The 23601-nt window shown below is 62.5% G+C and carries 17 protein-coding genes and 1 pseudogene; 7 read left to right on the top strand and 11 right to left on the bottom strand.

Annotation, left to right across the window (positions count from 1 at the left end):
* Nucleotides 1-30: 30 nt before the first annotated feature.
* From aroA to DYST_RS02010, 4 genes are all read right to left on the bottom strand, one after another.
* Entirely contained in the window at nucleotides 31-1329 is a 1299-nt protein-coding gene (gene aroA / locus DYST_RS02025) for a 3-phosphoshikimate 1-carboxyvinyltransferase (RefSeq protein WP_239949649.1), read from the bottom strand.
* Between the two features lie 41 nt (nucleotides 1330-1370).
* Complete coding sequence (gene pheA, locus DYST_RS02020) at nucleotides 1371-2459, bottom strand: prephenate dehydratase (protein ID WP_102304693.1); 1089 nt, start codon at nucleotides 2457-2459, stop codon at nucleotides 1371-1373.
* A gap of 79 nt (nucleotides 2460-2538) precedes the next feature.
* Nucleotides 2539-3624 carry a 3-phosphoserine/phosphohydroxythreonine transaminase gene (serC, locus tag DYST_RS02015; protein WP_239949647.1) on the bottom strand — a complete coding sequence of 362 codons (1086 nt, stop codon included), beginning with the start codon at nucleotides 3622-3624 and terminating at the stop codon, nucleotides 2539-2541.
* 99 nt (nucleotides 3625-3723) lie between these two features.
* Nucleotides 3724-4491 (bottom strand): FHA domain-containing protein, encoded by a 768-nt coding sequence (locus DYST_RS02010; RefSeq protein WP_239949645.1) that lies wholly within the window; start codon nucleotides 4489-4491, stop codon nucleotides 3724-3726.
* Nucleotides 4492-4632: 141 nt separating this feature from the next.
* Here DYST_RS02010 and DYST_RS02005 point away from each other — a divergent pair, with 141 nt between their 5' ends.
* Together DYST_RS02005 and infA are read left to right on the top strand one after the other, a co-directional pair.
* Entirely contained in the window at nucleotides 4633-4908 is a 276-nt protein-coding gene (locus tag DYST_RS02005) for a polyhydroxyalkanoic acid system family protein (RefSeq protein ID WP_239949644.1), read from the top strand.
* Nucleotides 4909-5199: 291 nt separating this feature from the next.
* A complete protein-coding gene (gene infA / locus DYST_RS02000; RefSeq protein WP_019466733.1) occupies nucleotides 5200-5418 on the top strand; it encodes a translation initiation factor IF-1 in 219 nt (72 codons plus the stop codon).
* Nucleotides 5419-6244: 826 nt separating this feature from the next.
* Here infA and DYST_RS01995 read toward each other — a convergent pair.
* Nucleotides 6245-6874 (bottom strand): response regulator transcription factor, encoded by a 630-nt coding sequence (locus DYST_RS01995; RefSeq protein ID WP_239949642.1) that lies wholly within the window; start codon nucleotides 6872-6874, stop codon nucleotides 6245-6247.
* Nucleotides 6875-7156: 282 nt separating this feature from the next.
* On the opposite strand from DYST_RS01995, the gene DYST_RS01990 reads away from it, so the two are divergent.
* Nucleotides 7157-8080 carry a LysR substrate-binding domain-containing protein gene (locus DYST_RS01990; protein WP_239949640.1) on the top strand — a complete coding sequence of 308 codons (924 nt, stop codon included), beginning with the start codon at nucleotides 7157-7159 and terminating at the stop codon, nucleotides 8078-8080.
* Between the two features lie 268 nt (nucleotides 8081-8348).
* Here the strand turns inward: DYST_RS01990 and DYST_RS01985 are convergent.
* The 4 genes and pseudogenes from DYST_RS01985 to clpS form a co-directional block, all read right to left on the bottom strand.
* A pseudogene (locus tag DYST_RS01985) lies at nucleotides 8349-11375 on the bottom strand (YadA-like family protein); the annotation flags it as partial.
* Complete coding sequence (locus tag DYST_RS01980) at nucleotides 11374-15399, bottom strand: ESPR-type extended signal peptide-containing protein (RefSeq protein ID WP_239949636.1); 4026 nt, start codon at nucleotides 15397-15399, stop codon at nucleotides 11374-11376. The gene DYST_RS01980 and the pseudogene DYST_RS01985, both read right to left, overlap by 2 nt.
* Before the next feature lie 347 nt (nucleotides 15400-15746).
* Complete coding sequence (clpA, locus tag DYST_RS01975) at nucleotides 15747-18014, bottom strand: ATP-dependent Clp protease ATP-binding subunit ClpA (protein ID WP_239949634.1); 2268 nt, start codon at nucleotides 18012-18014, stop codon at nucleotides 15747-15749.
* 61 nt (nucleotides 18015-18075) lie between these two features.
* On the bottom strand, nucleotides 18076-18402 hold the full coding sequence (gene clpS / locus DYST_RS01970) for an ATP-dependent Clp protease adapter ClpS (RefSeq protein ID WP_102304699.1): 327 nt from the start codon (nucleotides 18400-18402) through the stop codon (nucleotides 18076-18078).
* A 131-nt stretch (nucleotides 18403-18533) separates the two neighbouring features.
* Here clpS and DYST_RS01965 point away from each other — a divergent pair, with 131 nt between their 5' ends.
* Genes DYST_RS01965 through hflD form a run of 3 tightly spaced genes read left to right on the top strand, consistent with a single transcriptional unit; the run spans nucleotide 18534 to nucleotide 20795 of the window.
* A complete protein-coding gene (locus DYST_RS01965; protein WP_239949632.1) occupies nucleotides 18534-19025 on the top strand; it encodes an NUDIX hydrolase in 492 nt (163 codons plus the stop codon).
* Nucleotides 19022-20161, top strand: a complete 1140-nt coding sequence (gene mnmA / locus DYST_RS01960) for a tRNA 2-thiouridine(34) synthase MnmA (RefSeq protein ID WP_275666914.1) — start codon at nucleotides 19022-19024, stop codon at nucleotides 20159-20161. Before DYST_RS01965 ends, mnmA begins: the two co-directional genes overlap by 4 nt.
* A gap of 10 nt (nucleotides 20162-20171) precedes the next feature.
* Nucleotides 20172-20795 carry a high frequency lysogenization protein HflD gene (gene hflD, locus DYST_RS01955; RefSeq protein ID WP_239949630.1) on the top strand — a complete coding sequence of 208 codons (624 nt, stop codon included), beginning with the start codon at nucleotides 20172-20174 and terminating at the stop codon, nucleotides 20793-20795.
* 30 nt (nucleotides 20796-20825) lie between these two features.
* Here the strand turns inward: hflD and DYST_RS01950 are convergent, their stop codons facing one another.
* Nucleotides 20826-22148 (bottom strand): MFS transporter, encoded by a 1323-nt coding sequence (locus DYST_RS01950; protein WP_239949628.1) that lies wholly within the window; start codon nucleotides 22146-22148, stop codon nucleotides 20826-20828.
* 239 nt (nucleotides 22149-22387) lie between these two features.
* Between DYST_RS01950 and aqpZ the strand changes: the two genes are divergently transcribed.
* Nucleotides 22388-23122, top strand: a complete 735-nt coding sequence (aqpZ, locus tag DYST_RS01945) for an aquaporin Z (protein WP_239949626.1) — start codon at nucleotides 22388-22390, stop codon at nucleotides 23120-23122.
* Between the two features lie 82 nt (nucleotides 23123-23204).
* On the opposite strand, the gene gloA2 is transcribed toward aqpZ, so the two are convergent.
* Complete coding sequence (gene gloA2, locus DYST_RS01940) at nucleotides 23205-23600, bottom strand: SMU1112c/YaeR family gloxylase I-like metalloprotein (protein WP_199179067.1); 396 nt, start codon at nucleotides 23598-23600, stop codon at nucleotides 23205-23207.
* Between the last annotated feature and the right edge of the window lies 1 nt (nucleotide 23601).

The following is a 23601-nucleotide window of genomic DNA, read 5'->3' as shown; positions in this document are numbered from 1 at the left end:
GCTCTCCCTCGCTGAAGGAGAGGGTCAAGCCTAGCGAAGGTCGAACCCGCAACCGTTCGCCAGCTCGAGGAAGCCCGGGAATGAGGTCGCTACGTTGCCACAGTCATGGATCTGCACCGGGCCGTTGGCGATGAGCCCGGCCACCGCAAAACTCATGGCGATGCGGTGATCCCCGTGACTGTCGATGACGCCACCGCCCAGCGGGCCGCCTTCGATCGTCGCGCCATCCGGCACCTCATCGATGGTGGCGCCGAGTGCACGCAGGCCCGCCGCCATGCTGGCAAGGCGATCCGATTCCTTCACGCGCAGCTCCGCCGCACCCCGCACCACGGTCTTACCCGTGGCCGCGGTGGCGGCCACGAACAGTGCGGGGAATTCATCGATCATGTCCGGCACGAGTGCCTCGGGCAGTTCGATGCCATGCAACGGCGCGTACCGCACTACGAGATCACCGACCGGCTCGCCGCCGCTCTCGCGCTCGTTCTCCACGCGGATATCCGCGCCCATCAGGCGCAAGGCTTGCAGCAGACCAGTGCGACGTGGATTGAGACCCACCGCCGGCAGATGCAGCTCGGACCCTGGCACGATGCTACCGGCGACCAGGAAAAACGCAGCCGAGGAAAAATCCGCAGGTACATCCACGTTCGTGGCGCGAAGCGAGTGCCCACCCGTCAGCCTCGCGCGGCCGGGCGCGAACTCGATAGGCCAGCCAAACGCGGCCAGCATGCGTTCGGTGTAATCGCGCGTCGGGTGCGGCTCGATCACCTCCGTCGCACCCTGCGCGTACAACCCAGCAAGCAGCAATGCCGATTTCACCTGAGCACTGGCCACCGGCAATGTATACGCGATGCCGGTAAGCGATTGGCCGCCATGAATACGCAGCGGCGGAAGACCATCCTGCGTATCGATCTTTGCCGCCATGCTGGCTAGCGGGTCGGTTACCCGACGCATCGGGCGCTTAGACAACGATTCGTCGCCCACCAGCGTGCTGTCGAACGCCTGCCCCGCCAACAAGCCGGCGAGCAGACGCATGCCTGTACCAGCGTTACCGCAATCGAGCAGCGAGGTAGTGCCTTGCAAGCCATGCAGGCCCACGCCATGCACCACACGCTCGCCATCAGCCGGCGCGTCGATGCGCACGCCCAATTGCTGAAGGACGGCGGCGGTCGCACGCGTGTCCTCGCCTTCCAGGAAACCACGGATATGCGAAGTACCTTCGGCCAGCGCACCCAGCATGAGTGCGCGGTGCGATACGGATTTGTCGCCCGGCACGCGCACGCTACCTTTCAGCGCACGGGCATGGTGACTGGTCCAGTCGAGTCGGGTCACGGGGATTCTCCAGGGGCCGCCCTGCGGCGGCCCGATACATATCAGGGCAGCGCCACCGGGTAAGAGCCAAGCACGCGCACCTGCGCGGCGGCCTCGCCCATTTCCTTCATGGCGGCCTGCATCGGCTCGTCGTTGATGTGGCCCGACACGTCGATGAAAAACGCGTACTGCCACTTGCCCGAATGGGCGGGACGGGATTCGATGCGGTTAAGACTGATGTCGTGTTCGGCGAACGGCTTGAGCACATGATAGAGCGCGCCCGGCTTGTCGTTCACCGTGATGAGCAGCGACGTGCGGTCGTTGCCCGAAGGCGGGAACAACGAGCGCCCAATGACGAGGAAGCGCGTCGTATTGTCCGCGCGATCTTCGATGGCCTGCGCCACGGTCTTGAGACCATAGACGCGCCCGGCCGTTTCGCCGGCAATAGCGGCGGCATCATCTGCGTGGCGGGCCAGACGCGCTGCCTCCGCATTGCTGCTCACTGCGACGCATTCCACGCCGGGCAGATTGATGCGCAACCAGGTCTTGCACTGCTGCAACGACTGCGCATGCGCATAGACACGCTTGATGCCTTCCAGCTTGCCGTTGAGCGAATGCAGGCATTGGTGGACGCGCAGTTCCACCTCACCGCAGATAGTGGCTTCGGAGGTGAGGAACATATCCAGGGTGACCTGGATCATGCCCTGCCCGGAGTTCTCCACGGGCACCACGCCGAAATCGGCATGGCCCGCCGCGACCTCCTGGAACACTTCCTCGATGCTGCCAAGCGGCAACCCATACGCGGCGTGACCGAAGTGCTTGCGCACAGCCTGTTCGCTGAACGTGCCTTCGGGGCCGAGGAAGCCGACCTTGAGGGGATCTTCCTGCGCCAGGCACGAGGACATGATTTCGCGGAAAAGCCGCACCATCTCAACATCGGTAAGCGGCCCATCGTTGCGATCGACCACCATGCGCAACACGTGGGCCTCGCGCTCCGGTCGGTAATAGTCGATCGCCGAGAGCCCTGCGCCCTTCACGCGCGCCACCTCCTGCGCCCAGCCGGCGCGTTCGGAAATCAGCTGTTGGATCTGCTGATCGATACTGTCGATGCGCTCGCGCACGTCGGAAAGCGAGGATTTCTTGTCGGTCATGTCGTAACGATGCGGAAGGAAAGAAGTCCAAACGGGGAACGCGGGATAGTCCCGCATACCCCATCACCATGCAACGGTTTCATCCGTGACGTTTGGCAAAGTCCTGCATGAAGGCCACCAATACCTGCACCGCTTCGGGCGGCACCGCGTTGTAGATCGAGGCGCGCATGCCGCCAATCGCCTTATGCCCTTTGAGTGCGAGCAGGCCAGCCGCCTCCGATTCCTTGAGGAAATCGGCGTCCAACGCGCTATCGTGCAGGGTGAATGGCACATTCATGCGCGAGCGCGAGGCATGCTCGATCGGATTGCGGTAGTAGCCACCGGAGCCATCGATCGCGTCGTATAGCAACGCGGCCTTCGCCAGGTTTCGCTCGCGCATTGCCGCCAGCCCGCCCTGCTCCTTGAGCCATTGGAAGGTCAGGCCAGCCAGATACCAGCCCCACGTATTGGGCGTGTTGAGCATGGAATCGTTCGCTGCGTGATCGGCGTAGCGGAAGATGCGCGCCATCGGGCGCGAGGCACGTTCAAGCAGGTCGCGGCGCACGATCAGGATCACTAGGCCCGAGGGGCCGATGTTCTTCTGCGCGCCGGCATAGATCAGGCCGAACTTCGACACGTCGACGGGGCCGGAGAGTATGTCCGATGACATATCCGCCACCAGCGGCACGTCGCCGACATCCGGAATGTCATGAAATTCCACGCCGTGGATGGTTTCGTTCGGCGTGTAGTGTACGTAGGCCGCACACGGATCGAGCTGCCACGTCTCGCGTGGCGGCACTCGCAAGTAGCTCTCGTTTTTGCTGCTGGCTGCCACACTCACCCTGACGTACGGAGCCGCTTCACTGGCGGCCTTTTCACCCCAGTGACCGGTGACGACGTAATCCGCGCTGTCGCCCTCGCTCGCCAGATTCATGGGGATCTGGGCGAAATGCTGGGTGGCCCCGCCCTGTAGGAATAGCACGGCGTAGTTCTGTGGAATCGCCAGCAGATCCCGCAGATCGGCCTCGGCCTGCTGCGCCAACCCCATGAACAGTTTGCCGCGATGGGAAAGCTCCATCACCGAGGCACCGCAACCTTGCCAGTCCAACAGCTCGCGCTGGGCGCGTTCGAGTACCGGTTGCGGCAGCGCGGCTGGGCCGGCGCTGAAATTCCAGAGTCTGCTCACTGACGACGCCTTTGACAGGATGGTCGCCGCATTATGCCGCGTCGCAGCAACGCAGCGTTAACCCGGATAGAGAGGCCAGCAAATCGCCCGCAAGCGACCTCAGAAGCGCACCAACAAAACCACTGCAATACCCAGCGCCAGCACGGCCGCCGTGGCAATCAGCCACCAGACCTCGCCACGTGGACCGGCGTCTTCCTCGGGCAGATGTTGCTTCTCGGGCTCAGGGGCCGCGATCTCCGGCTCGGGCTCCAAGCCCGGGGCATCGACCACGAAACGATGCATGCCGAGGCCGACCTGGTCGCCGGGCCGCAGAGTCGCCTGCGTTACGGGTACGCCATTCACGCGTAGCGGGTAACGCGTGGACTGCTGCCCTGCCTCCAGCATCAGTTGACCGTCACGCCAAAACACCGCCAGCGACGCCGTCTCACCTTGCGGCAATTCGAGGGGGATACGTCCGTGCGGGCCCAGTTCCAGCTTCTCCTGCAGCGACAGTACGCGACCGGAAAGCGGCCCCGCCACGGCACGCAAAGCTACCGTGCAGCGCCCTTCGGCCGGCACCGTCACGGGCAGGTTGTGCGCAGGCCCTTCTTCGGCCCGCAACAACATGCGGCAATCGCCCACGCTGAGGACGTCGCCCGCGCGCAATAACGCCTTCTCGCGCACTGGGCGCGCGTTGACGTAGATGCGATTGCCTTGCGGAAGCACCTGAAGTATCCAGCCGCGACGATCCAGTTGGATGCGCAGGTGGTACGCGCCCGTCTGATGCGCGGCGAGAATCAGATCGTTGTCCGGCGCACTGCCGATGCGCAACGCAGGGCCGTCCCAGTGAAAGTCCTCGCGGGGCGAATTGGGAAACTCGATGCGCATCAGTGAACCAGTCGATGGACGGCCGGGACTCTAGCAGATGCCTGCGCGATTAAGTGCTCGTTTTAGGCAATAGGACGGCAGTCAGCCTACGATCGGCCATCTGACATACCATGCCCGTTTCGCCTCCAGAGGAACCCGTCCATGCCCAAGATCGATATCCACCGCCCGCACCAGCTCTCCGTGGCCGAGGCTCGTGCGGTGGTCGACAAAGTGGCGGCGCGCATGCAGGAAAAGTTCGGCATGGAGGGACAGTGGCAAGGCGACACGCTGCGCTTCGCTCGCCCGGGCGTGAACGGCAGCATTGCCGTGGGCAGTGAAGCCATCCAGGTGACCGCCGAGCTCGGCATGATGCTCGCGCCGCTGAAGGGCATGGTCGAGCAGGAGATCCGTCGCAAGCTCGACGAGCACTTCGGCTGATGACGGTTTAACCCCACGGCATGCCCAGCTTCAGTCAGCACAGGCCGTGGGGCGTACCGGGTACGGACATGAGTCGAAATAAGCGATACCTGGCTTTGATATCAATACGTTGGCTCGCCTCGGCCAGCCCGTATCCCGGCGACGGACCTCCCCGAAAGGCGGCCATGACCCGCCGCTGAAAAGCGCCGCTGAGGCCCGGGCTGAATAGAAGAAGAGCATCCCGCGAACTTCCGTGGCATAATCGACGGCTTGCGCGGCCATGACGGCTGCCCCCTGCCCTCACCGGAACGCATGGCCAAAGACGACGTCATCGAAATGGAAGGCACGGTCCAGGAGACCCTGCCCAACACCATGTTCCGCGTGCAGCTGGAAAACGGCCACGTCATCACGGCCCATATTTCCGGCCGCATGCGCAAGCATTACATCCGCATCCTCACCGGCGACAAAGTGAAGGTGGAGATGACCCCGTACGACCTGACCAAGGGCCGTATCACCTACCGCATGAAGTAATCCTGCCCTGTGGAGCCCGTGTTGAACGCGGAGCTGCCCACAAGGCAACGATGAAACCGATGCTCCGGAGGTCGCGCACAGGGTGCGCTTCTGCAGGAGAAAAAAGAGGCCGCGCATTGCGGCCTTTTTTTGTTTCCGTGACGTGTCCTGGTTGCCTGCTCAAAACGTCCCTTCTCGCCATTCGTCATCCGCGTGAAAGCCAGAAGCGCTTCACGACAGCCGCTGACCGGACATGCGGCACCTTAATGCTGATTGGTGAGCATCCGACAAACTCGCTCGTGATGACGGCGCAGCACGATGGCATCTACCGTGGATCCAAAGACCAAGGCAGAGAGACCACGATACGTTCGGACAGCGGCGTGGAGTTCACGGGGACGGTGATCATGCGCCGGCCGCGCGATGCCGCTATCACTCCGGCGTTCACCGCGAGGGGAGGTCCGTGACAGAACGGCTTCGTCGAATGCATCCATGGCAAGCCGCGTGTTGAATGGCTCAACCGCGAGTGCACCGGGGCGAAGGTGCTTACCGAGCGGCAGCCGCAGTTCTATAAAGAGCAATGACCGCATAGTGCGCCAGCTTCGCCACTGCCGGCATCCGTCAGGCCAGCATGACATCGGGCCACTATCACCGCTGAACTCACCGCCTGATTGACTACATCTTTTCGACGCAGATCACCGGCGACCTCAGCGACCAGGTCAAGAAATTCCATACCGACTGATCCAGCAATCGCGGGTAGTGGCGATGTACTTCAGCTCTTGGGCCGTACTCTCTGCACGGGGCAGCAGCCAACGCACATGTGATGCATCGGCGCCGATCTGTTCGGTACTTAGACGAGACCCTGAGTGCGCGCATACTCGAACAACTGTACTTCACTGCTCAAGCCAAGCTTTTTCATGGCCGCTCGCTTCTGCGAACTGATGGTGGTCACCGATTTATTTGAGCGACGGGCAAGTTCCGATACGGTTAGTCCACTCGCCAGGAGGCGAATGACCTCTATCTCGCGGTTTGACAACAGGCCACCGCGTCGCCCCGAAGAAAATTCCAGCAATTGCTGACGCGTTCGCTCACTCATATACGGCCGTCCTTCCATGACCGTATCGATGGCGGTGAACAACTCAGTGGCCACCGCCGCTTTGTTGACAACGCCCTGTATGCCGAGCCGCATGGTGCTATGAATCAACTCGGCATTGTCGATCATGGTGAGAACCAGGATCGGGAGTTTAGGGTAGTTACTGCGTAGCTTTCGCAGCAATGCCAGACCGTCGTCGGAGTCCGCCTCGTTGGGCATGCTGAAGTCAGTGATCAGCAAATCGCACGGGTTACATTTGAGCTTGTCGAGCAAATCCTTGCCGCAATGTGCCTCGGCTTCTACCCGGAAGGTGGCTCCGCGGTAGCGCAACATCTCCGCAAGCCCCAACAGTACGGCGGGGTGATCATCTGCAATGATTACACGCATGGTACGTTACTCATGAACTGCAATTTAAAGTTAAAACGGCATCGATTAGCTTCGTCCATAACCGGCGTGAAGAACGGAACTCCACACCTGACCGGCGAACTCCATCACCGTATGCATCATGTGAAAACGATGTCGAAGTGAAGTCTACACGATGCTCGTATGCGAGCATGGCCACGCGGTGATGAATGAGCACCTCTGCACGGTATAAAGTCTAGCGCTTGCGAATAGTTTGATAAGACGCCGCGTCCGGTTTTGACTGTCCCAGCCATAGGACAATCGATCATGCAGGACCTCAACGACATGATCTTCTTTGCCGAAGTAGCCGAACGTGGTGGATTCGCCGCGGCAAGTCGCGTGCTGGGAGTTCCGAAATCACGCTTATCACGGCGCATCGCCGAACTCGAACGCGGACTGGGTGTGTTGTTGTTACAACGCACCACGCGAAAGCTATCGCTAACCCCCGTCGGCGAAATGTACCTGCGACATTGCAGGGATATGCGCGATGCCGCAGTCGCGGCAACAGAAGTCATCGCGCAGCTACAAGGCACGCCGAGCGGCACGGTGCGCATCACGTGTCCCGTCACGCTGGCGAGAACCACCATAGGTCCCTTGCTGTTGCGGTATATGGCGCTGTATCCAGACGTGCATCTCGACGTGCGACTCATCGACCGGCCAGTCAACCTGGTGGAAGAAGGGGTTGATATTGCGATACGCGTGCGATCCGCGATCGAAGATAGCGTCATGTTAGCCGTCAAACAGCTAAACGTGATTCATCCCTTGCTGGTGATCAGTCCTGCGCAACTGGAGCGTCAAGGGCCGGTACGCGATCCGGCTGACCTGTTGCGGATCGATACGCTCGACCGAGGCTCGGATGACAATCAAAATGTATGGCGACTCATGAATCCTGACGGCCATATCCAGATAGTGCGGCACATGCCACGTCTCATCATGAGGGATCTACCCTTACTAAAAAAAGCCGCGGTGTCCGGTTTAGGTGCCGCGATGTTGCCGGACTACATGCTTCACGCTGAACTGGCCAATGGGACGCTGATCGAACCACTACGCAACTGGAAAGGGCTGACGAACATCGTCTATGCGCTGTTCTCCCCTCGCAGCGCGCTTATGCCGGCGGTTCGCAAGCTCATCGATTTCCTATATGAGCATGCAGCAAACGTCGTTCCCACGGAGGACGATCCGAGGCCGTAAGGCAGCGATGATCTTGCCCCTGTTCCACGAGCACCCGAATATTCGCGAATGCACCGAGCAGCGGTTACCCAACGACAACCCAAACATTTTCCATGACAGCCTGGGCGAACTGATGCCCACTGGGTTTCGACATCGAAACGAGCCGAAGGCCTCTAGATCTACGTGACACTGACAGGCGAGAGGTCGACGGCGCGCCTTTGAGCCGCCCCAAAAAAAGCGGCGCCGTATCGCTACGGCGCCGCCCTCTTCCGATATGCAAAGACCGGATTTACCAGACCATACCGGCGCCAATCCCCGCGCCCGCGCCAGAGTGCTGGGCACCCGTAGCGCTGACCTTGAAGATGTAACGACCGCTTTCCGAGATGGCAGACATACCGATCGACACCGCGCTCTGACCCTGATACGTACCAAAAGCCACACCCGCGCTGTTCTGGCCCGGCTGGTACGCCTGCGGCAAGCTGGCCACCGCGATGGCCGAAGCACTACCCGCGCGTGCCTGACGGCTCACGTTGGCCACCTGATGGTCGGTGTAGTTCTTCGCCCAGTTCGCCGTCTGCTGCATGGCGTCGTTCACCTGGCCCACCGTCGCCGCATCCGAGGACACCTGACCGGCCGCCACGTTATGGATGATGGCCGGGTCGCCACCGGAGTTCATGGTGACGCTGGTGCTGCCGTCGGTGTTGTTGTCGTAGGTCACGGTCTTGTTGGTCGAACCGTCGCCGTTGATCACACCTGCCGACTTCAGCTGCGACACGTTCACCGCATCCGTGTCGGCCTTACCGGCCGCCACGTTGGTGATCTGACGCTCCTTGCCTGCCGAGCCCACCGACACCGAGTTGTCGCGGTCGGCCACGGAATCCGTGCCGATCGCCACGCTGTTGCTGCCCGTGGCCTGCGCACCGTTACCCACCGCCGTGCTACCTGCACCCGACGCCACCGCACCGTTGCCACCCGCCGTGGAGCGCGTGCCCGAAGCCACCGGCTGCGTGCTGTTGCTCTCGGCGCTGACCTGGAACATACCGCTCTGGCCGCTCGACATGTTGTTGGTGATGGTGTTGACCGTGTTGGTGACGTTGCTCAGGTTGTTCTCGACGTTACCCATGCGGCCATCGAGCTGGTTCACCGCCTGGTTGGTGGCGTACAGCTGGCTGCCGTTCACCGCGTCCGTGCTGGTGGCCGAGACCTGGCCCGCGGCCACGTTGGTCACCGTACGCTCGCTGCCCGCGCTGCCCACGCTCACCGTACCGGTCGGCGTGCCGCCCGCGTAGGTGTAGCTGGTGCCCGCAATGGTGGCGCCCGTGGTGGCCGTCACCGTCGACGTGGTCGAACCCGAACCCAGCGCCACGCTGTTGGCCTGCGTGGCCTGCGCACCGCTACCTACCGCCACCGCATTGCTGGCCGACGCCAGGGCATTGCCACCCACCGCCACCGCGTTCACGCCGCTGGCCACCGAATCGGCCTGCGTGGAGTTGCTGTGGAAGTACTTGATGCCCGCACCGTTGTTGGTGATGTTGTCGATAGTCTGGCTAAGGTCCGTGATGGCCGTGGTGTTGCTGTACGTACGGCCGTCGAGGTTGGTGATCGCGTCGCCCACGTTGTTGACCGTCGAGGTCGAGCCGTCGTTGTTGGTCACCGTGTAGCTCGGCGCCGAGATGGAACCATCGCTATTCACCGTGGAGCCGCCGCCAATGGCGTTGGCCACCGACTGCGAGACACCGTGCAACTGACCGCCGTTCACTGCGTCCAGGCTGCCATCGGCCACCGTGCCATCGGCCACGTTGATCAGCTTGCGCGCACCCGCCGTACCGGCGAAGTCCACGGCCGCACCATCGGTGTCCTTACCCACCGTCAGGTTGGCACCGGCCGACGCCTGCTGCACCAGACCGATCGTGCCGCTGTTGATCTGGTTGGTGACGTTATTGATCGCCGTGGTGTTGCCGTACGTGCGGCCATCGATGTTGGTGATGGCATCGCCCACGTTGTTGACCGTGCTGGTCGAGCCGTCGACGTTGGTCACCGTGTAGCTCGGCGCCGAGATGGAACCATCTCCGTTCACCGTCGAACCACCACCGATGGCATTGGCCACCGACTGACTCACGCCATGCAACTGACCGCCATTCACTGCGTCCAGGCTGCCATCGGCCACCGTGCCATCAGCCACGTTGATCAGCTTGCGGGCACCCGCCGTACCAGCGAAGTCCACAGCAGCACCGTCGGTGTCCTTGCCCACCGTCAGGTTGGCGCCGGCCGAGGCCTGCTGCACCAAACCGATCGTGCCGCTGTTGATCTGGTTGGTGATGTTGCTGATCGACGTGGTGTTACCGGCGATGTCGCTGGTGTTCTGTGCCACTTGCTGATTGGTCGCGTACAGCTGCGAGCCATTCACCGCGTCGCTGCTGGATGCCGACAGATCACCGTTCTTGATGTTGGTCAGCTGCACCGGCGTACCGGCGTTGCCCAGGGTGACCTTGTCGTGTGCGGCCGAGTCGTACATCACGGCATCGCCCAGCTGACCATTCATGGTGTTGATGGTGCTGTTGATGGTCGAAATGTCACCTTCGTTGGTGGTCACACGGTTGTCGAGGTTGCTGATCGACGTGGTGTTGCCGGCGATGTCGCTGGTGTTCTGCGTCACGTTGGCATTGGTCGCGTTGAGCTGCGACATGTTCACCGCATCGGTGTCAGCCACACCGGCCGTCACGTTCTTGAGCGTACGGGTGGCGCCGTTCTTGTCGGCAAAGTCCACGGCTACGCCGTCGGTATCCTTGCCAACGGTCAGGTTGGCACCGGCCGCCGCCTGCTGCACCAGACCGACAGTGCCGGTGCTGATGTTGTTCTGCAGGTTGGTGATGTCGGTGGTGTTCTGCGTCACTCGACCGTCGAGGTTGCTGATCGACGTGGTGTTGCCGGCGATGTCGCTGGTGTTCTGCGTCACCTGCGTGTTCAGCGTGCCCAGCGCCGCATCGACCTTGCTGAAGCCCGTGCCCACGTTGGTGGCCGCACCGGTGGTGCCGGCGATGGTGTTGGCATTGGTCAGCGCATAGCTCGGACCCGTGACCGCACCGGTGGTGGCGTTGAACGCCGCGCCGCCGCCCAGCGCAGTGACCACTGGCATGAGCTGCGAGACGTTGACCGCGTCGGTGTCCTGCGTGCCGGCGGCCATGTTCACGACCTGACGCAGATTGCTGGACGAGCCCACCGAAATCGTGTTGTTACGGTCGGCGACGGACATCGAACCGAGCGCAACCGCGTTCGAACCCGTGGCCTGGCTCCCAGTCCCCAACGCCATCGCGTTACGGTTGCCCCCCGGAAACGTCAGCACCTGCGCCGATCGCGATGTTGGTGAAATTGGCGTTAGCATGGTCACCGATGGCGATGGCGCCCCCGCCCTGTGTGGTCGCGGTGTTGCCGATGGCCACAGAGTTCTGGTAGCTGGTGGGGTTGTATCCAGAAGCTGTGCCGTATGCCTTGGCGTTGGCACCAATGCCTACAGATGCACCGCTGATCGCAGCATTGTCCGTGCCATCATTCAGACCACCCGCCTTGAAGTAGCGGTTGGTGTTGGTTGCCAGCGTGTTGGTGTTGGTTACCTGCGTGTTGAGTTTGCCCAATGCCGCATCCACCTTGCCGAAGCCCGTGCCCACGTCGGTGGCTGCGCCGGTGGTGCCGTTGATGCTATTGGCGTTGGTGAGCGCATAGCTCGGGCCGGTGACCGCGCCCGTAGTGGGGTCGATGGCCGCGCCGCCGCCCAGTGCACTCACCACCGGGGTGAGCTGCGAGACGTTCACCGCATCAGTGCCCTGTACGCCCTTGGCCACGTTCACGATTTGACGCTGCGCGCCCGCGCTGCCCACCGAGACGGTGTTGTCCCGATCGGCCACCGCGTTGGAACCCAGCGCCACGGCATTGTTGGCGGTGGCGGCCGACTGACGGCCCAGCGCCATGCTCAGGTTGGTTCCGGCCGCGACCGACGCCTGGGAGCCCAGCGCCACAGAGCGATCGCCCGCCGCATTGGTTGCATAGCCAAGGGCCGTACCGAAGTTACCACTCGAGGTCGAGGCATAACCTACGGCAACCGATTCATTGTTAGAGGCACTGGCACCACCGCCCATCGCCAAGCTGTACGTTCCGGCGGCGTTGGCGTTGCTGCCAAATGCCGAACTGTTTTGCCCCGAGGCATTGGCGCCCGTGCCAGTCGCCGTGCCGTTCACGCCACTGACAGTGGCACCGATACCCAGCGCGGTGCCGTAGTTCGCCGACACCACGGTGTTCGCGCCCACGGCCGTGCCACCGACCACGTTGGCGGTGGCGCCATCACCCAGTGCGGTCGCGTAGCCCAGTCCATCCGGGCCATCCGAGAGCTGCCCCGCACTGGCGTTACCGCCGATGGCAACGCTGTGGCCGTAACTCGCCGTGGCATTGGCACCGATCGCAATCAAGTTTTGCGTTTGGGTATGGTAAGCAGCGACCGTAGCCGCTGCACCGGTGCCAATGGCGATGGAGTTTGCTGCGCCGGAAAAGGCGCCGCTGCCAATGGCCATGGCCCCGGGGGTCAGGTTGCCAGTGCCGGCGACCGCGCCGCCGCCGATGGCGATCGTCTCGACCCCATTGGTCACGGAATCGGCCGCCGTCGAGTTGGCGTGGAAATACTTAATGCCGCCACCGCCGGTGATGTTGTTCACCGTAGTGGTGACTGCGCCGATATTGGTGTTGAGCGTACCCAGCGCCGCATCGACCTTGCCGAAGCCCGTGCCCACGTCGGTGGCCGCGCCGGTGGTGCCGGCGATGCTGTTGGCGTTGGTTAGCGCATAGCTCGGCGCGCTGATCGCGCCGGTGGTGCTGTTGTAGGCAGAGGTGCCGCCCAGGGCCGAAGCTGTGGTCGTGCCTTGCTGGTTGACCTTGCCGTCTTCGGACTGCAATTGGCTGACGTTGACTGCGTCAGTCGCCGCCGAACCGGCAGCCAGGTTAGTCAGACGACGTTCGCTACCCGACTTACCGATGGAGACTTCGCCATTGGCGGTCGAAGCAGCGCCCGATAGCGCAGCGCTGCCCGGGTTGTAGCCCGCCTTGGTCAGGTCGGTCGTGGTGGTGGAATTGGCACCCAGTGCCACCGAATTGGTAGCCGAGGCTTTGGCGCCCACGCCCAGCGCGGTGCCGTTGTCCGCCGACACAACGGTGTTCGCGCCCACGGCCGTGGCACCAATCGCATTGGCGGTGCTGCTATCACCCAGAGCGACCGCGTACCCGAACCCATTCGAGCCATTCGGAGACGGCGATGCACTTGCGTTACCGCCGATGGCAATGCTGTGACCGTAGCTCGCCTGAGCATTGGTACCCAGCGCAATCAGGTCGGCCGTGTTGGGGTAAATGGAGGTACCAATCTTTGCATTGGTGCCGATCGCGATAGAGTTCGCTGCAGGAGAGAGCGCGTTGCTACCTATGGCCAGCGCCCCCGAAGGGAGAGTGGCAGCAGAACCCGCAACCGCACCACCGCCAATGGCGATCGTCTCGCTGCCAATGGCCTGCGAATCGGCCGCCGTCGAGTTGGTGTGGAAGTACTTGATACCACCGCCATTGGTGATGTTGTTCACCGTAGTGGTGACTGCGCCGATATTGGTGTTGAGCTTACCCAGCGCCGCATCGACCTTGGTGAAACCCGTGCCCACGTCGGTGGCCGCACCGCTGGTGCCGGTGATGGAGTTGGCGTTGGTCAGCGCATAGCTCGGCGCGCTGATCGCGCCGGTGGTGGCGTTATAGCTCGCGCCGCCACCCAGGGCCGTCGCCGTCGTCGCACCGAGGTTATCCACCTCGGCGTCTTGCGACTGCAACTGGCTCACGTTGACCGCATCGGTCGGCGCCGAGCCCGCGGCGAGGTTGGTCAAGCGGCGCTCGCTGCCGGATTTGCCGATCGAGACTTCGCCGTTGACCGTTGAAGCGGTGCCCGACAGCACAGCACTGCCGGGGTTATAGGCGGAGAGGGTCAGGTTGGCCGTGGTGGTGGAACCGGCGCCCAGCGCTACTGAATTGGCGGCACTGGACTGGCTTCCCTGACCAAGGGCCACGGCATTGTTGTTTGTCGCGCTGGCACCGCCCATGGCCAGGCTGCCTGAGCCCGATGCCAAGGCGGAGTTGCCCACGGCGGTGGAGGCATTGCCGCTGGCAGTGGCCCAGCCACCCAGTGCGGTGGAGTAATCTTTCGTCACCGCGGCGTTCGCACCCACGGCCGTGCCACCAGTCACATTGGCGGCGGCGCCATCACCCAGTGCGGTCGCGTAGCCTAGCCCATTCGAGCCATTCGGAGACGGCGACGCACTGGCGTTACCGCCGATGGCTATGCTGTGACCGTAGCTCGTGGTGGCATTGGTGCCAATCGAAATCAGGTTGTTCCCTTCAGGAGCAGCGTAGTTATTGGCGACCGCATTGGTGCCGAGGGCAATGGAGTTCGCTGAAGCGGCGTTGGCATTATTGCCAATGGCCATAGCGCCCGCTCCGGTAGAACTGGAAACGCTTACGCCGGCGACCGCACCGCCGCCAATCGCGATGGTGTTGCTGCTCAGGTTCTGCGAATCGGCCGCCGTGGAGTTGGTGTGGAAGTACTTGATGCCGCCGCCATTGGTGATGTTGTTCACCGTAGTGGTGACTGCGCCGATATTGGTGTTGAGCGTACCCAGCGCCGCATCGACCTTGCCGAAGCCCGTGCCCACGTCGGTGGCCGCACCGCTGGTGCCGGCGATGGTGTTGGCGTTGGTCAGCGCATAGCTCGGCGCATTGATCGCGCCGTTGGTGCCCAGCGTGGTGCCCAGGGCAGATGCTGTCGTGAAGGCCGTATTGAACAACTGCGAGCCGTTGACACCCTGCACGCTGCTGCCGTTGATCGCACCGGCGGCCACACCGTTCAGAAGAACGTTATTACCCACGGCGCTCATCGTCAGCATCGATGTTTGGTTCGGCGCAAGCGTGATGGTCTGCTTGGTTCCGTTGAGGTCGAACTGCGTATTGCCCGCGTATATCTGTGAAGCGTTGTCATTCGCCTGGTTGGTACCGTCCCACCAGCCCGGCGTCGCTCCGCAGGTGTTGGTAACGCCCGAATTGCTATCGAGCGCTTTAGGGGAGCCACCGTTGGTGACGCAAATACCGGCAGCCATGGCGGCGCTGGGCCATAGCGAAATGCCGCTGATGCCCATACCGATAGCGAATAGACCTGCGCCTATTTTGCTCACACTCGCCGAGCCGGACTTTTTGCGGCCCGTGGCCATTTCGGAGGCGACGACCCAACGGCACGTAGTGGCGTTCCAAACAATGCGGTAAATCTTGTTCATATAAATACCCAGGCAGAGATGACATAGAGCGAGGAAAAGCCCCCGCTTTCATGGCCCGGAAGATTAGGTATTCGTCGGATGAATCAACATCAGAGACATCTCAAAAAGCCGTAAACACAGGCTTTTTTGTTTAATCGAAAAACTCTCATTTACTTCACCAGAGAGAAGTGAGTGGCTTTCAACGCAAGCCGAAAACATAGTTTTTGTTACTTACTCGAAAACTCTCATTTACTTCACCAGAGAGAAGTGAGTGGCTTTCAACGCAGGCCGCAGGCGAACGATGGACAACAAAAAAGGGCGCCCTTGGGCGCCCTTTTTTTTGGCTATTGCGAGAAGTGTCGCGGCGGTCAGCTAACCGTGGCGGGCAACTTTTCCGCCGCTTCCGTGGTTACGGTCAGCTCGCCCTCGTTTACGCTCAGGCGCACCTTGCCACCGTCGGCCAACTTGCCGAACAACAGCTCGTCGGCCAGCGGACGCTTCACCTTTTCCTGGATCACGCGTGCCATGGGACGTGCGCCCATCTGCGGGTCGAAACCATGCTCGGCCAGCCAGCGGCGGGCATCGGCATCGACATCCAGGCTCACGTGTTTCTCGGTGAGCTGGGCTTCCAGTTCGATCAGGAACTTGTCCACCACGCGCAGGATGTGATCGAAATCCAGTGCATTGAACTGGATGATCGCGTCCAGGCGGTTGCGGAATTCCGGCGTGAAGCTGCGGCGGATCACTTCCATGGCATCCATGGAGTGGTTCTGCTTGACGAAGCCGATGCCGCGACGCGAGGCCTGCTGAGCACCCGCGTTGGTGGTCATCACCACCACCACGTTCTTGAAGTTGGCTTCGCGGCCGTTGGTGTCGGTGAGCACGCCGCGATCCATCACCTGCAGCAGGATGTTGAATACATCCGGATGTGCCTTCTCGATTTCGTCCAACAGCAGCACCGCGTGCGGATGCTTGGTGACCGCTTCCGTAAGCAGGCCACCCTGATCGAAGCCGACGTAACCCGGAGGTGCGCCGACCAGACGCGAGACCGAATGCGCTTCCATGTACTCGGACATGTCGAAGCGGATCATCTCGATGCCCAACTGCATGGCCAACTGCTTGGTGACTTCCGTCTTGCCCACACCGGTGGGGCCGGCGAGCAGGAAGCAACCGATCGGCTTGGATGGATCGGCAAGGCCCGAACGCGCCATCTTGATGGAGGCGGCAAGCGCTTCGATGGCTGCATCCTGGCCGAACACCACCATCTTGAGATTGCGCTCCAGGTTCTTCAGCACGTCGCGATCCGACGCCGACACCTGCTTGGCGGGGATGCGCGCCATCTTGGCGACGATGTACTCGACCTCGGGTACGTCCACCTTGCCCGTGCGCTGGTCGGCCGGCAGCAGGCGCTGGCGGGCGCCGGCCTCGTCGATCACGTCGATGGCCTTGTCGGGCAGCAGGCGGTCGGGGATGTGCTTCACCGACAGATCCACCGCGGCCTTCAGGGCCTCACTGGTATAGGTAACGTTGTGGTGCTCCTCGAAGCGCGAACGCAGCCCTTTGAGGATCTCAAGGCTATCGGCCACGGTCGGCTCGACCACGTCGATTTTCTGGAAGCGACGGGCCAGCGCGCGGTCCTTCTCGAAGATGCCGCGGAATTCCTGGAACGTGGTGGAACCGATGCAGCGCAACTCGCCCGAGGCCAGCATAGGCTTGATCAGGTTGCTTGCGTCCATGGTGCCGCCCGACGCAGAACCCGCACCGATGATCGTGTGGATCTCGTCGATGAACAGGACGGCGCCCGGCTGCTTCTTGAGCTGGCCGATGACCGCCTTCAGGCGCTTCTCGAAATCGCCGCGATATTTGGTGCCAGCCACCAGCGCACCCAGGTCGAGCGACCAGATGGTGGCGTTTTCCAGCACTTCCGGCACGTCGCCATCCACGATGCGCTTGGCGAGGCCTTCGGCCAGCGCCGTCTTGCCCACGCCCGCCTCACCCACGTAGAGCGGGTTGTTCTTGCGGCGACGGCAAAGCACCTGGATGGTGCGTTCAATTTCGTCCTGGCGGCCGATCAGCGGATCGATCTTGCCTTCCAGCGCCAGTTCGTTGAGGTTGCTGGCGTATTCGCTGAGCGGATTGCCCTTGGGCTCGCCGTCTTCCGATTCGCGCTCGGAGCCGGGCATGCTCTGCGACGGCTCGTCGCCGATCTTGGCGATGCCATGCGAAATGTAGTTAACCACGTCGAGGCGCGTGATTTCCTGCTGGTGCAGGAAATAGACCGCATGGGAATCCTTCTCGCCGAAGATCGCCACCAGCACGTTGGCGCCGGTGACTTCCTTACGACCCGAGGACTGCACGTGGTACACCGCGCGCTGCAGCACGCGCTGGAAGCCCAGCGTGGGCTGGGTATCACGTTCGTCCCCGTGCGGCAGTACCGGTACGGTTTCGGCAATGATCTTTTCCAGCTCGCGCGTGAGGCGCGGCAGGTCGACGCCGCAGGCACGCAGAGCGCCCAAGGCCGACTGATTTTCGGTAAGTGCGAGCAGCAGGTGTTCCACCGTCATGAATTCATGACGCTGCTCGCGGGCCTGCTTGTAGCACTGGCCGATGGTGACTTCGAGATCCTTGCTGAACATCCGGACCTACTCCGCTATGTGGCACGGCGGCAATGCCGCGATGGCACCAAAATGGGGTCGTTTAGAGCTTTTCCATAGTGCACAACAAAGGGTGTTGATGGGCACGTGAATATTCGTTCACTTGGGTCACCTTGGTTTCAGCAACCTCCCGGGTAAACACCCCGCAGACTCCCTTTCCGCGTGTATGGACGTGCAGCATGACCTGCACCGCCCGTTCCTGATCCAGGCTGAAGAAGCTCCGCAGCACGTCGACCACGAAATCCATCGGCGTGAAATCGTCGTTCAACAGCACCACTTGAAAGAGTGGCGGCCGAGCCACCTCCGGGCGGGAGGTTTCAAGCGCCAGACCGTGACCATTACCTTGTTCGTGTTCGGGTTCGTGAGCCATGGTTCTACGTTAAATTTCCTTGGGGGAAGTATACCGCCCAGGCCCTGCGGGCATCGTCAAAGGCAGATCGCCTTCAGGTAATGGCACAATGACGGCTTTTCCAGTGCCGCATTCGCCGCCATATGTCCTCAATGGCCGATCCCGCCCCTATTCCCCTGCAAGTCTGGTGCCCACATGTGACCGTGGCCTGCGTGGTTGTCGATGGTGACCGCTTCCTCATGGTCGAAGAGGAGGTGAACGGCCGCGTTGCCTATAACCAGCCGGCCGGCCACCTGGATGACTACGAGAGTCTGGCCACTGCGGCCGTGCGAGAAACGCTGGAGGAAACCGGCTGGACGGTGGCACTGGATCACCTGCTCGGCGTGCACCAGTGGCGCAGCACCGAGCACGGCGACGGCGTCATCCGCTTCAGTTTCGCTGCCCGTGCGATCAGCCACGATCCGGCGCGGCGTCTGGATGACGGCATTCGCCGTGCCCTGTGGCTCACTCGCGACGAAATAGTGGCACTAGGTGACCAATTGCGCAGTCCGCTGGTGCTGATGAGCATCGATGCCTGGCTGGCTGGTCAGCGCTATCCACTGGACCTGCTGCAGAGCCTGCTTGCTGAGGACCGTTACCCGTGAAGGTGATGCTGGGTATTTCCGGTGGCGTGGACTCTTCGGTCGCGGCGTTGCTGCTGCAACAGGCGGGGTACGCGGTGGAAGGCCTGTTCATGCAGAACTGGGAAGAAGACGACCGTGACGGCCCCTGCACCACCGACATCGACCGCAAGGACGCCGTGGCCGTGTGCGGACGACTGGGTATTCCCTTCCATGCGCGCAATTTCGCCGCCGAGTACTGGGACGGCGTATTCGAGCACTTCCTTGCGGAATACCGCGCAGGCCGCACGCCAAATCCAGACGTGCTGTGCAATCGCGAGATCAAGTTCAAGACCTTCCTGGACGAGGCGCGCTTGCTGGGCGCCGACAAGATCGCTACCGGCCACTACGCCCGCGTCGACTTCCACGAGGGGCAATATCGCTTGCTGCGGGCGGTCGACGCATCCAAGGATCAGACCTATTTCCTGCACGCCCTTGGTCAGCAGCAGCTAGCGGCCACGCTGTTCCCGGTCGGCGAGATCGAAAAGCCACAGGTGCGCCAGATGGCCCTGGATGCCGCGCTGCCGACGCATGCCAAGAAGGATTCCACCGGTATCTGCTTCATTGGCGAGCGCGATTTTCGCGGCTTCCTGTCCCAGTACATCCCGGCCCAGCCAGGCCCCATGCGCACGCCTGGTGGCGAAACCGTGGGCGAGCACCAGGGCGTGATGTATTACACGCTAGGCCAGCGCAATGGCCTGGGTATCGGCGGCCGCCACGGCGCCAGTGGGGAGGCCTGGTATGTGGTTGGCAAGGACGTCCCCCGCAACGTGCTATACGTGGCACAGGGCGGCGAAAACGATTGGCTGTACTCGCGCCGCCTGCATGCCGAGCCGCCCAGCTGGGTGGCTGGCCAGCCGCCCGCGCAGCACTTCCGCTGCACGGCCAAGACCCGCTATCGCCAGCCCGACCAAGCCTGCGAAGTGTTCCTGCTGGACGACGGCCTGGAGGTGGTGTTCGACGAACCACAGCGTGCCGTCACCCCTGGTCAATCGGTGGTTTTCTACGACGGCGAGGCCTGTCTGGGTGGCGCCGTGATCGACCGCACCGACGCTCCCTTCGGCGGCTGGAATGATGCCGCCTCCCTCCCCACCACGTGTGAGTCCTTATCCGGTGTTTGACGCTTTTGCCATGAACGAAGAACGCGTACTGGCGCTGGCCGGCCTGTTTCAGGCCACGACGCTTGCCCAGCAGTTGGCCAATGACGGCCGCTGCGATGACATCGCCATGGCGGCGAGCATGGCCAGCGTGTTCCGCATCGACGCGCCATCCGTGGTGGGCGTTTACGGCGACGTATCCGCCGTGCGACTCGGCCTGCGCCAACTGATCACCTTGCTGGACGAGAGCAACCGCGATGTCGCGGTGACGCGCATGGCCTTCACCGTCATGCGCCTGGAGCGCAGCCTGTCCCGTCACAGCGACCTGCTGGACCGCCTGCAACAGGGTGTCGTTGCCGCACAACGACAGGTCGAGCACTTCGGCCCGGACTCCCCGCAGGTGGTCAAACGCCTGGCCGAGCTCTACGCCAATACGCTGTCCACACTGAAGCCCCGCGTGATGGTTACGGGCAATCCGCAGCAGCTCCAGCAACCGGCTGTTGTGGAAAAGGTGCGAACCAATCTGCTGGCCGCCGTGCGCTCCGCCGTGCTGTGGCGTCAGGTGGGCGGGCGTCAGTGGCAGATGCTGCTCTACCGTAAGCAGTGCAGCATGCTGGCCCGTGGCCTGCTGACCGGCTCGACCATCAATAACGCCTGACGGTCCCCGGTCATACGGGGCGCTGCTGACTCAATCTGTCAGCTCGCCCCTGCCCCGGCCATTCCCGAGCAACCAGAGCGCCGCCAGCACGCTGACCACGGCGGTGATGGCGACATAGTGGGCCGGCGCCATGCGCCCAGCCCGTTCGGCCAGGTAGCCAATCAAGGTGGCCGTGCTCGCCCCAAACACGGCGTAGGCGACGTTGTACGCAAAGGAAAGGCCGGAATAGCGGATCGGTGCGGGAAACGCGGCCACCATGATCGTCGGCACCACCGCCACCGTACCGACCAGGAAGCCTGTGAGCGCATAGAGCGGCAGGAAATGCGCGCCGCCCGCGGCCAGATCGCCGAACAGCCCGTACGTCACGGCCACTAGGGCAACCGAACCGAGCAACAAGGCCCAGGCGGCGCCGATGCGATCGACCAGCCAGCCGAAGGCGATACAGCCCACGCCCAGACTGAAGGCCGCGATGCTGTTGCCGAGAAAAGCCACATCGGGCGCCATGCCGAACGATTTCTGCACAAGGCTCGGCAGCATTAGGATCAGCACCAGAATCGCGGCGGTAAGCATCCAGGTTACGGCCATCGAAAGCACCACGCTGCCGCCATGACTGGCCAACACGTTGCGTAGAGGCAACTCGCGGCTAAGCGCCTTGCGCTCGCGCAACTGGGCAAACACCGGGGTTTCGCTCAACCAGCGACGCAACCACACGGCGATAAAGCCAAATACACCGCCCAACAGGAACGGTGCACGCCAGCCCCAGGCCAGTACTTCCGCTGGCGTCAGGTGGTGATTGATCCATGCTGCGGTGAGCGAGCCGATCAGGATGCCGACCGTGAGGCCGGAGGTCAGGCAGGCGCAGGCAAAACCCACGCGACCGCGCGGCGCGTGCTCGGCCACAAATACCCATGCACCAGGCACCTCGCCGCCAATAGCCACGCCCTGCACCACGCGCATGATCAGCAGTAGCAATGGAGCGAGCAATCCAACGCTGGCGTACACCGGCAGCAAGCCGATCGCGAGCGTGGGCAGCGCCATCAGGAACACGCTGAGCGTGAACATGCGCTTGCGTCCCTGCCTGTCACCGAAATGCGCCATCACGATGCCGCCGAGCGGGCGGGCGAGGTAGCCCGCCGCGAAAATGCCGTAGACCTGCAACTGCGCCAGCCAGGGCGCCGTGTTCGGCGGAAAGAACAGGTGGCTCAGTGGCAGCGCGAAGAACACGAAGACCACGAAGTCGTAGAACTCCAACGCGCCGCCCAGGGACGCCAGAAACAACGTCTGGATGTCGCGCGCACCCAGGCGGCGGTCGGGAGATACCAGTGCAGCGGTGGTCGGCAAGGCTTGCGTCATCGGTGGTCCCGCAAAGGCAGATAAGTGCGACGGGGCAGCATATAGCCAGACAATTCCGATTCAAATGCATCGACCTAGCCACTAGCATGCGCCGCGATCGCAACCCGACCGAACAGTTTTGCTCAGCCTAGGGACACCTGGGCCCAGCACTAGCAGCCTGTTTCAACTCGGGATGGTCGTGAAAGTCACGCAGGGACGCCGCCCAGGCCACCCCCTGAAAATCTGGCAAGGAGATCCTCATGAGTATGGGCAAGCGTTTGGGAGCGGAGTTCTTCGGTACGTTCTGGTTGGTGTTCGGTGGCTGCGGTAGCGCGATCTTCGCTGCAGCCTATCCTGATCTGGGTATTGGTTTTGCGGGCGTCGCCCTCGCCTTCGGCCTGACCGTCGTGACCATGGCCTACGCCGTGGGCCACATTTCTGGTGGTCATTTCAACCCCGCAGTAACCCTTGGCCTGTGTGCCGGCGGGCGCTTTCCTCTCAAAGATGTAGTGCCGTACTGGATAGCCCAGGTCATTGGCGGCCTCGTGGCCGGCGCCGTGCTTTACCTTATCGCCAGTGGCAAGCCGGGTTTTGAAGCCGTGGCGGGCTTTGCGTCCAACGGCTATGGCGATCATTCGCCCAGCGCCATCTGGGAAAACGGTTCGCTGGTGAAAACGGGCTATTCGCTGCAAGCGTGCATCGTTGCGGAGTTCGTACTGACCGCGTTCTTCCTCATCGTGATCAATGGCACCACCCACAAGCTGGCGCCCACGGGCTTTGCCCCGCTGGCCATCGGCCTCACCCTGACGCTTATCCATCTGATCAGCATCCCGATCACCAATACCTCGGTGAATCCCGCTCGCAGCACGGCGGTGGCGGTGTTCCAGGGAACCTGGGCGATCCAGCAGCTTTGGATGTTCTGGGTGATTCCGCTGATCGGCGGCGCGGTGGGCGGACTGATCTATCGACACCTGCTCGACTCACGCGAAAGCTGAGCGCATCCCGCTTCACCTAAGAAGAACCCGGCCGCTCGTGAGAGCCGCCGGGTTCTTCTTTTTCAGGCCCGGTCGCGAAGCGTCACGCTTCGTATAGTTCGATGGGCAAACCGTCCGGATCAGCAAAGAAGGTAAAGCGCCGGTCGGTGAATTCGTCCACGCGCACTGGCTCGCACGTAACGCCCCGTGCTTGCAACGTGGCGATCACCGCATCGACATCGGGCACGGCGAACGCCAGATGGCGTAGGCCCTGAGCCTCCGGCCGGGACGGGCGACTCGGCGGCGAAGGAAACGAGAAAAGCTCCAGGCTGACCCCGGGCGAGACTTCCAGATCGAGCTTCCACGAATCGCGCTCCGCCCGGTAAACCTCGCGGATGATGCGAAAACCCAGCGTCTCGCTGTAGAAGGCCTTCGACCGAGCGTAGTCCGAGCAGATCAGCGCCACGTGATGGATCGCGGGCAACAAGGTAGATGCCATC

The organism is Dyella terrae (assembly GCF_022394535.1).
Classification (GTDB): domain Bacteria; phylum Pseudomonadota; class Gammaproteobacteria; order Xanthomonadales; family Rhodanobacteraceae; genus Dyella.
The sequence above is the reverse complement of the archived record's forward strand: the minus strand, read 5'-3'. Positions and strand labels throughout refer to the sequence as shown.

What these genes read in the sequence shown, in the direction of transcription:
- clpS (WP_102304699.1), bottom strand. Translation starts at nt 18,402, where the DNA reads ATGGCTCACGAACCCGAACACGAACAAGGTAATGGTCACGGTCTGGCG.
- hflD (WP_239949630.1), top strand. Translation starts at nt 20,172, where the DNA reads ATGAACGAAGAACGCGTACTGGCGCTGGCCGGCCTGTTTCAGGCCACG.
- DYST_RS01950 (WP_239949628.1), bottom strand. Translation starts at nt 22,148, where the DNA reads ATGACGCAAGCCTTGCCGACCACCGCTGCACTGGTATCTCCCGACCGC.
- DYST_RS02005 (WP_239949644.1), top strand. Translation starts at nt 4,633, where the DNA reads ATGCCCAAGATCGATATCCACCGCCCGCACCAGCTCTCCGTGGCCGAG.
- DYST_RS01995 (WP_239949642.1), bottom strand. Translation starts at nt 6,874, where the DNA reads ATGCGTGTAATCATTGCAGATGATCACCCCGCCGTACTGTTGGGGCTT.
- infA (WP_019466733.1), top strand. Translation starts at nt 5,200, where the DNA reads ATGGCCAAAGACGACGTCATCGAAATGGAAGGCACGGTCCAGGAGACC.
- gloA2 (WP_199179067.1), bottom strand. Translation starts at nt 23,600, where the DNA reads ATGGCATCTACCTTGTTGCCCGCGATCCATCACGTGGCGCTGATCTGC.
- DYST_RS01965 (WP_239949632.1), top strand. Translation starts at nt 18,534, where the DNA reads ATGGCCGATCCCGCCCCTATTCCCCTGCAAGTCTGGTGCCCACATGTG.
- DYST_RS02010 (WP_239949645.1), bottom strand. Translation starts at nt 4,491, where the DNA reads ATGCGCATCGAGTTTCCCAATTCGCCCCGCGAGGACTTTCACTGGGAC.
- aqpZ (WP_239949626.1), top strand. Translation starts at nt 22,388, where the DNA reads ATGAGTATGGGCAAGCGTTTGGGAGCGGAGTTCTTCGGTACGTTCTGG.
- pheA (WP_102304693.1), bottom strand. Translation starts at nt 2,459, where the DNA reads ATGACCGACAAGAAATCCTCGCTTTCCGACGTGCGCGAGCGCATCGAC.
- DYST_RS01990 (WP_239949640.1), top strand. Translation starts at nt 7,157, where the DNA reads ATGCAGGACCTCAACGACATGATCTTCTTTGCCGAAGTAGCCGAACGT.
- DYST_RS01980 (WP_239949636.1), bottom strand. Translation starts at nt 15,399, where the DNA reads ATGAACAAGATTTACCGCATTGTTTGGAACGCCACTACGTGCCGTTGG.
- clpA (WP_239949634.1), bottom strand. Translation starts at nt 18,014, where the DNA reads ATGTTCAGCAAGGATCTCGAAGTCACCATCGGCCAGTGCTACAAGCAG.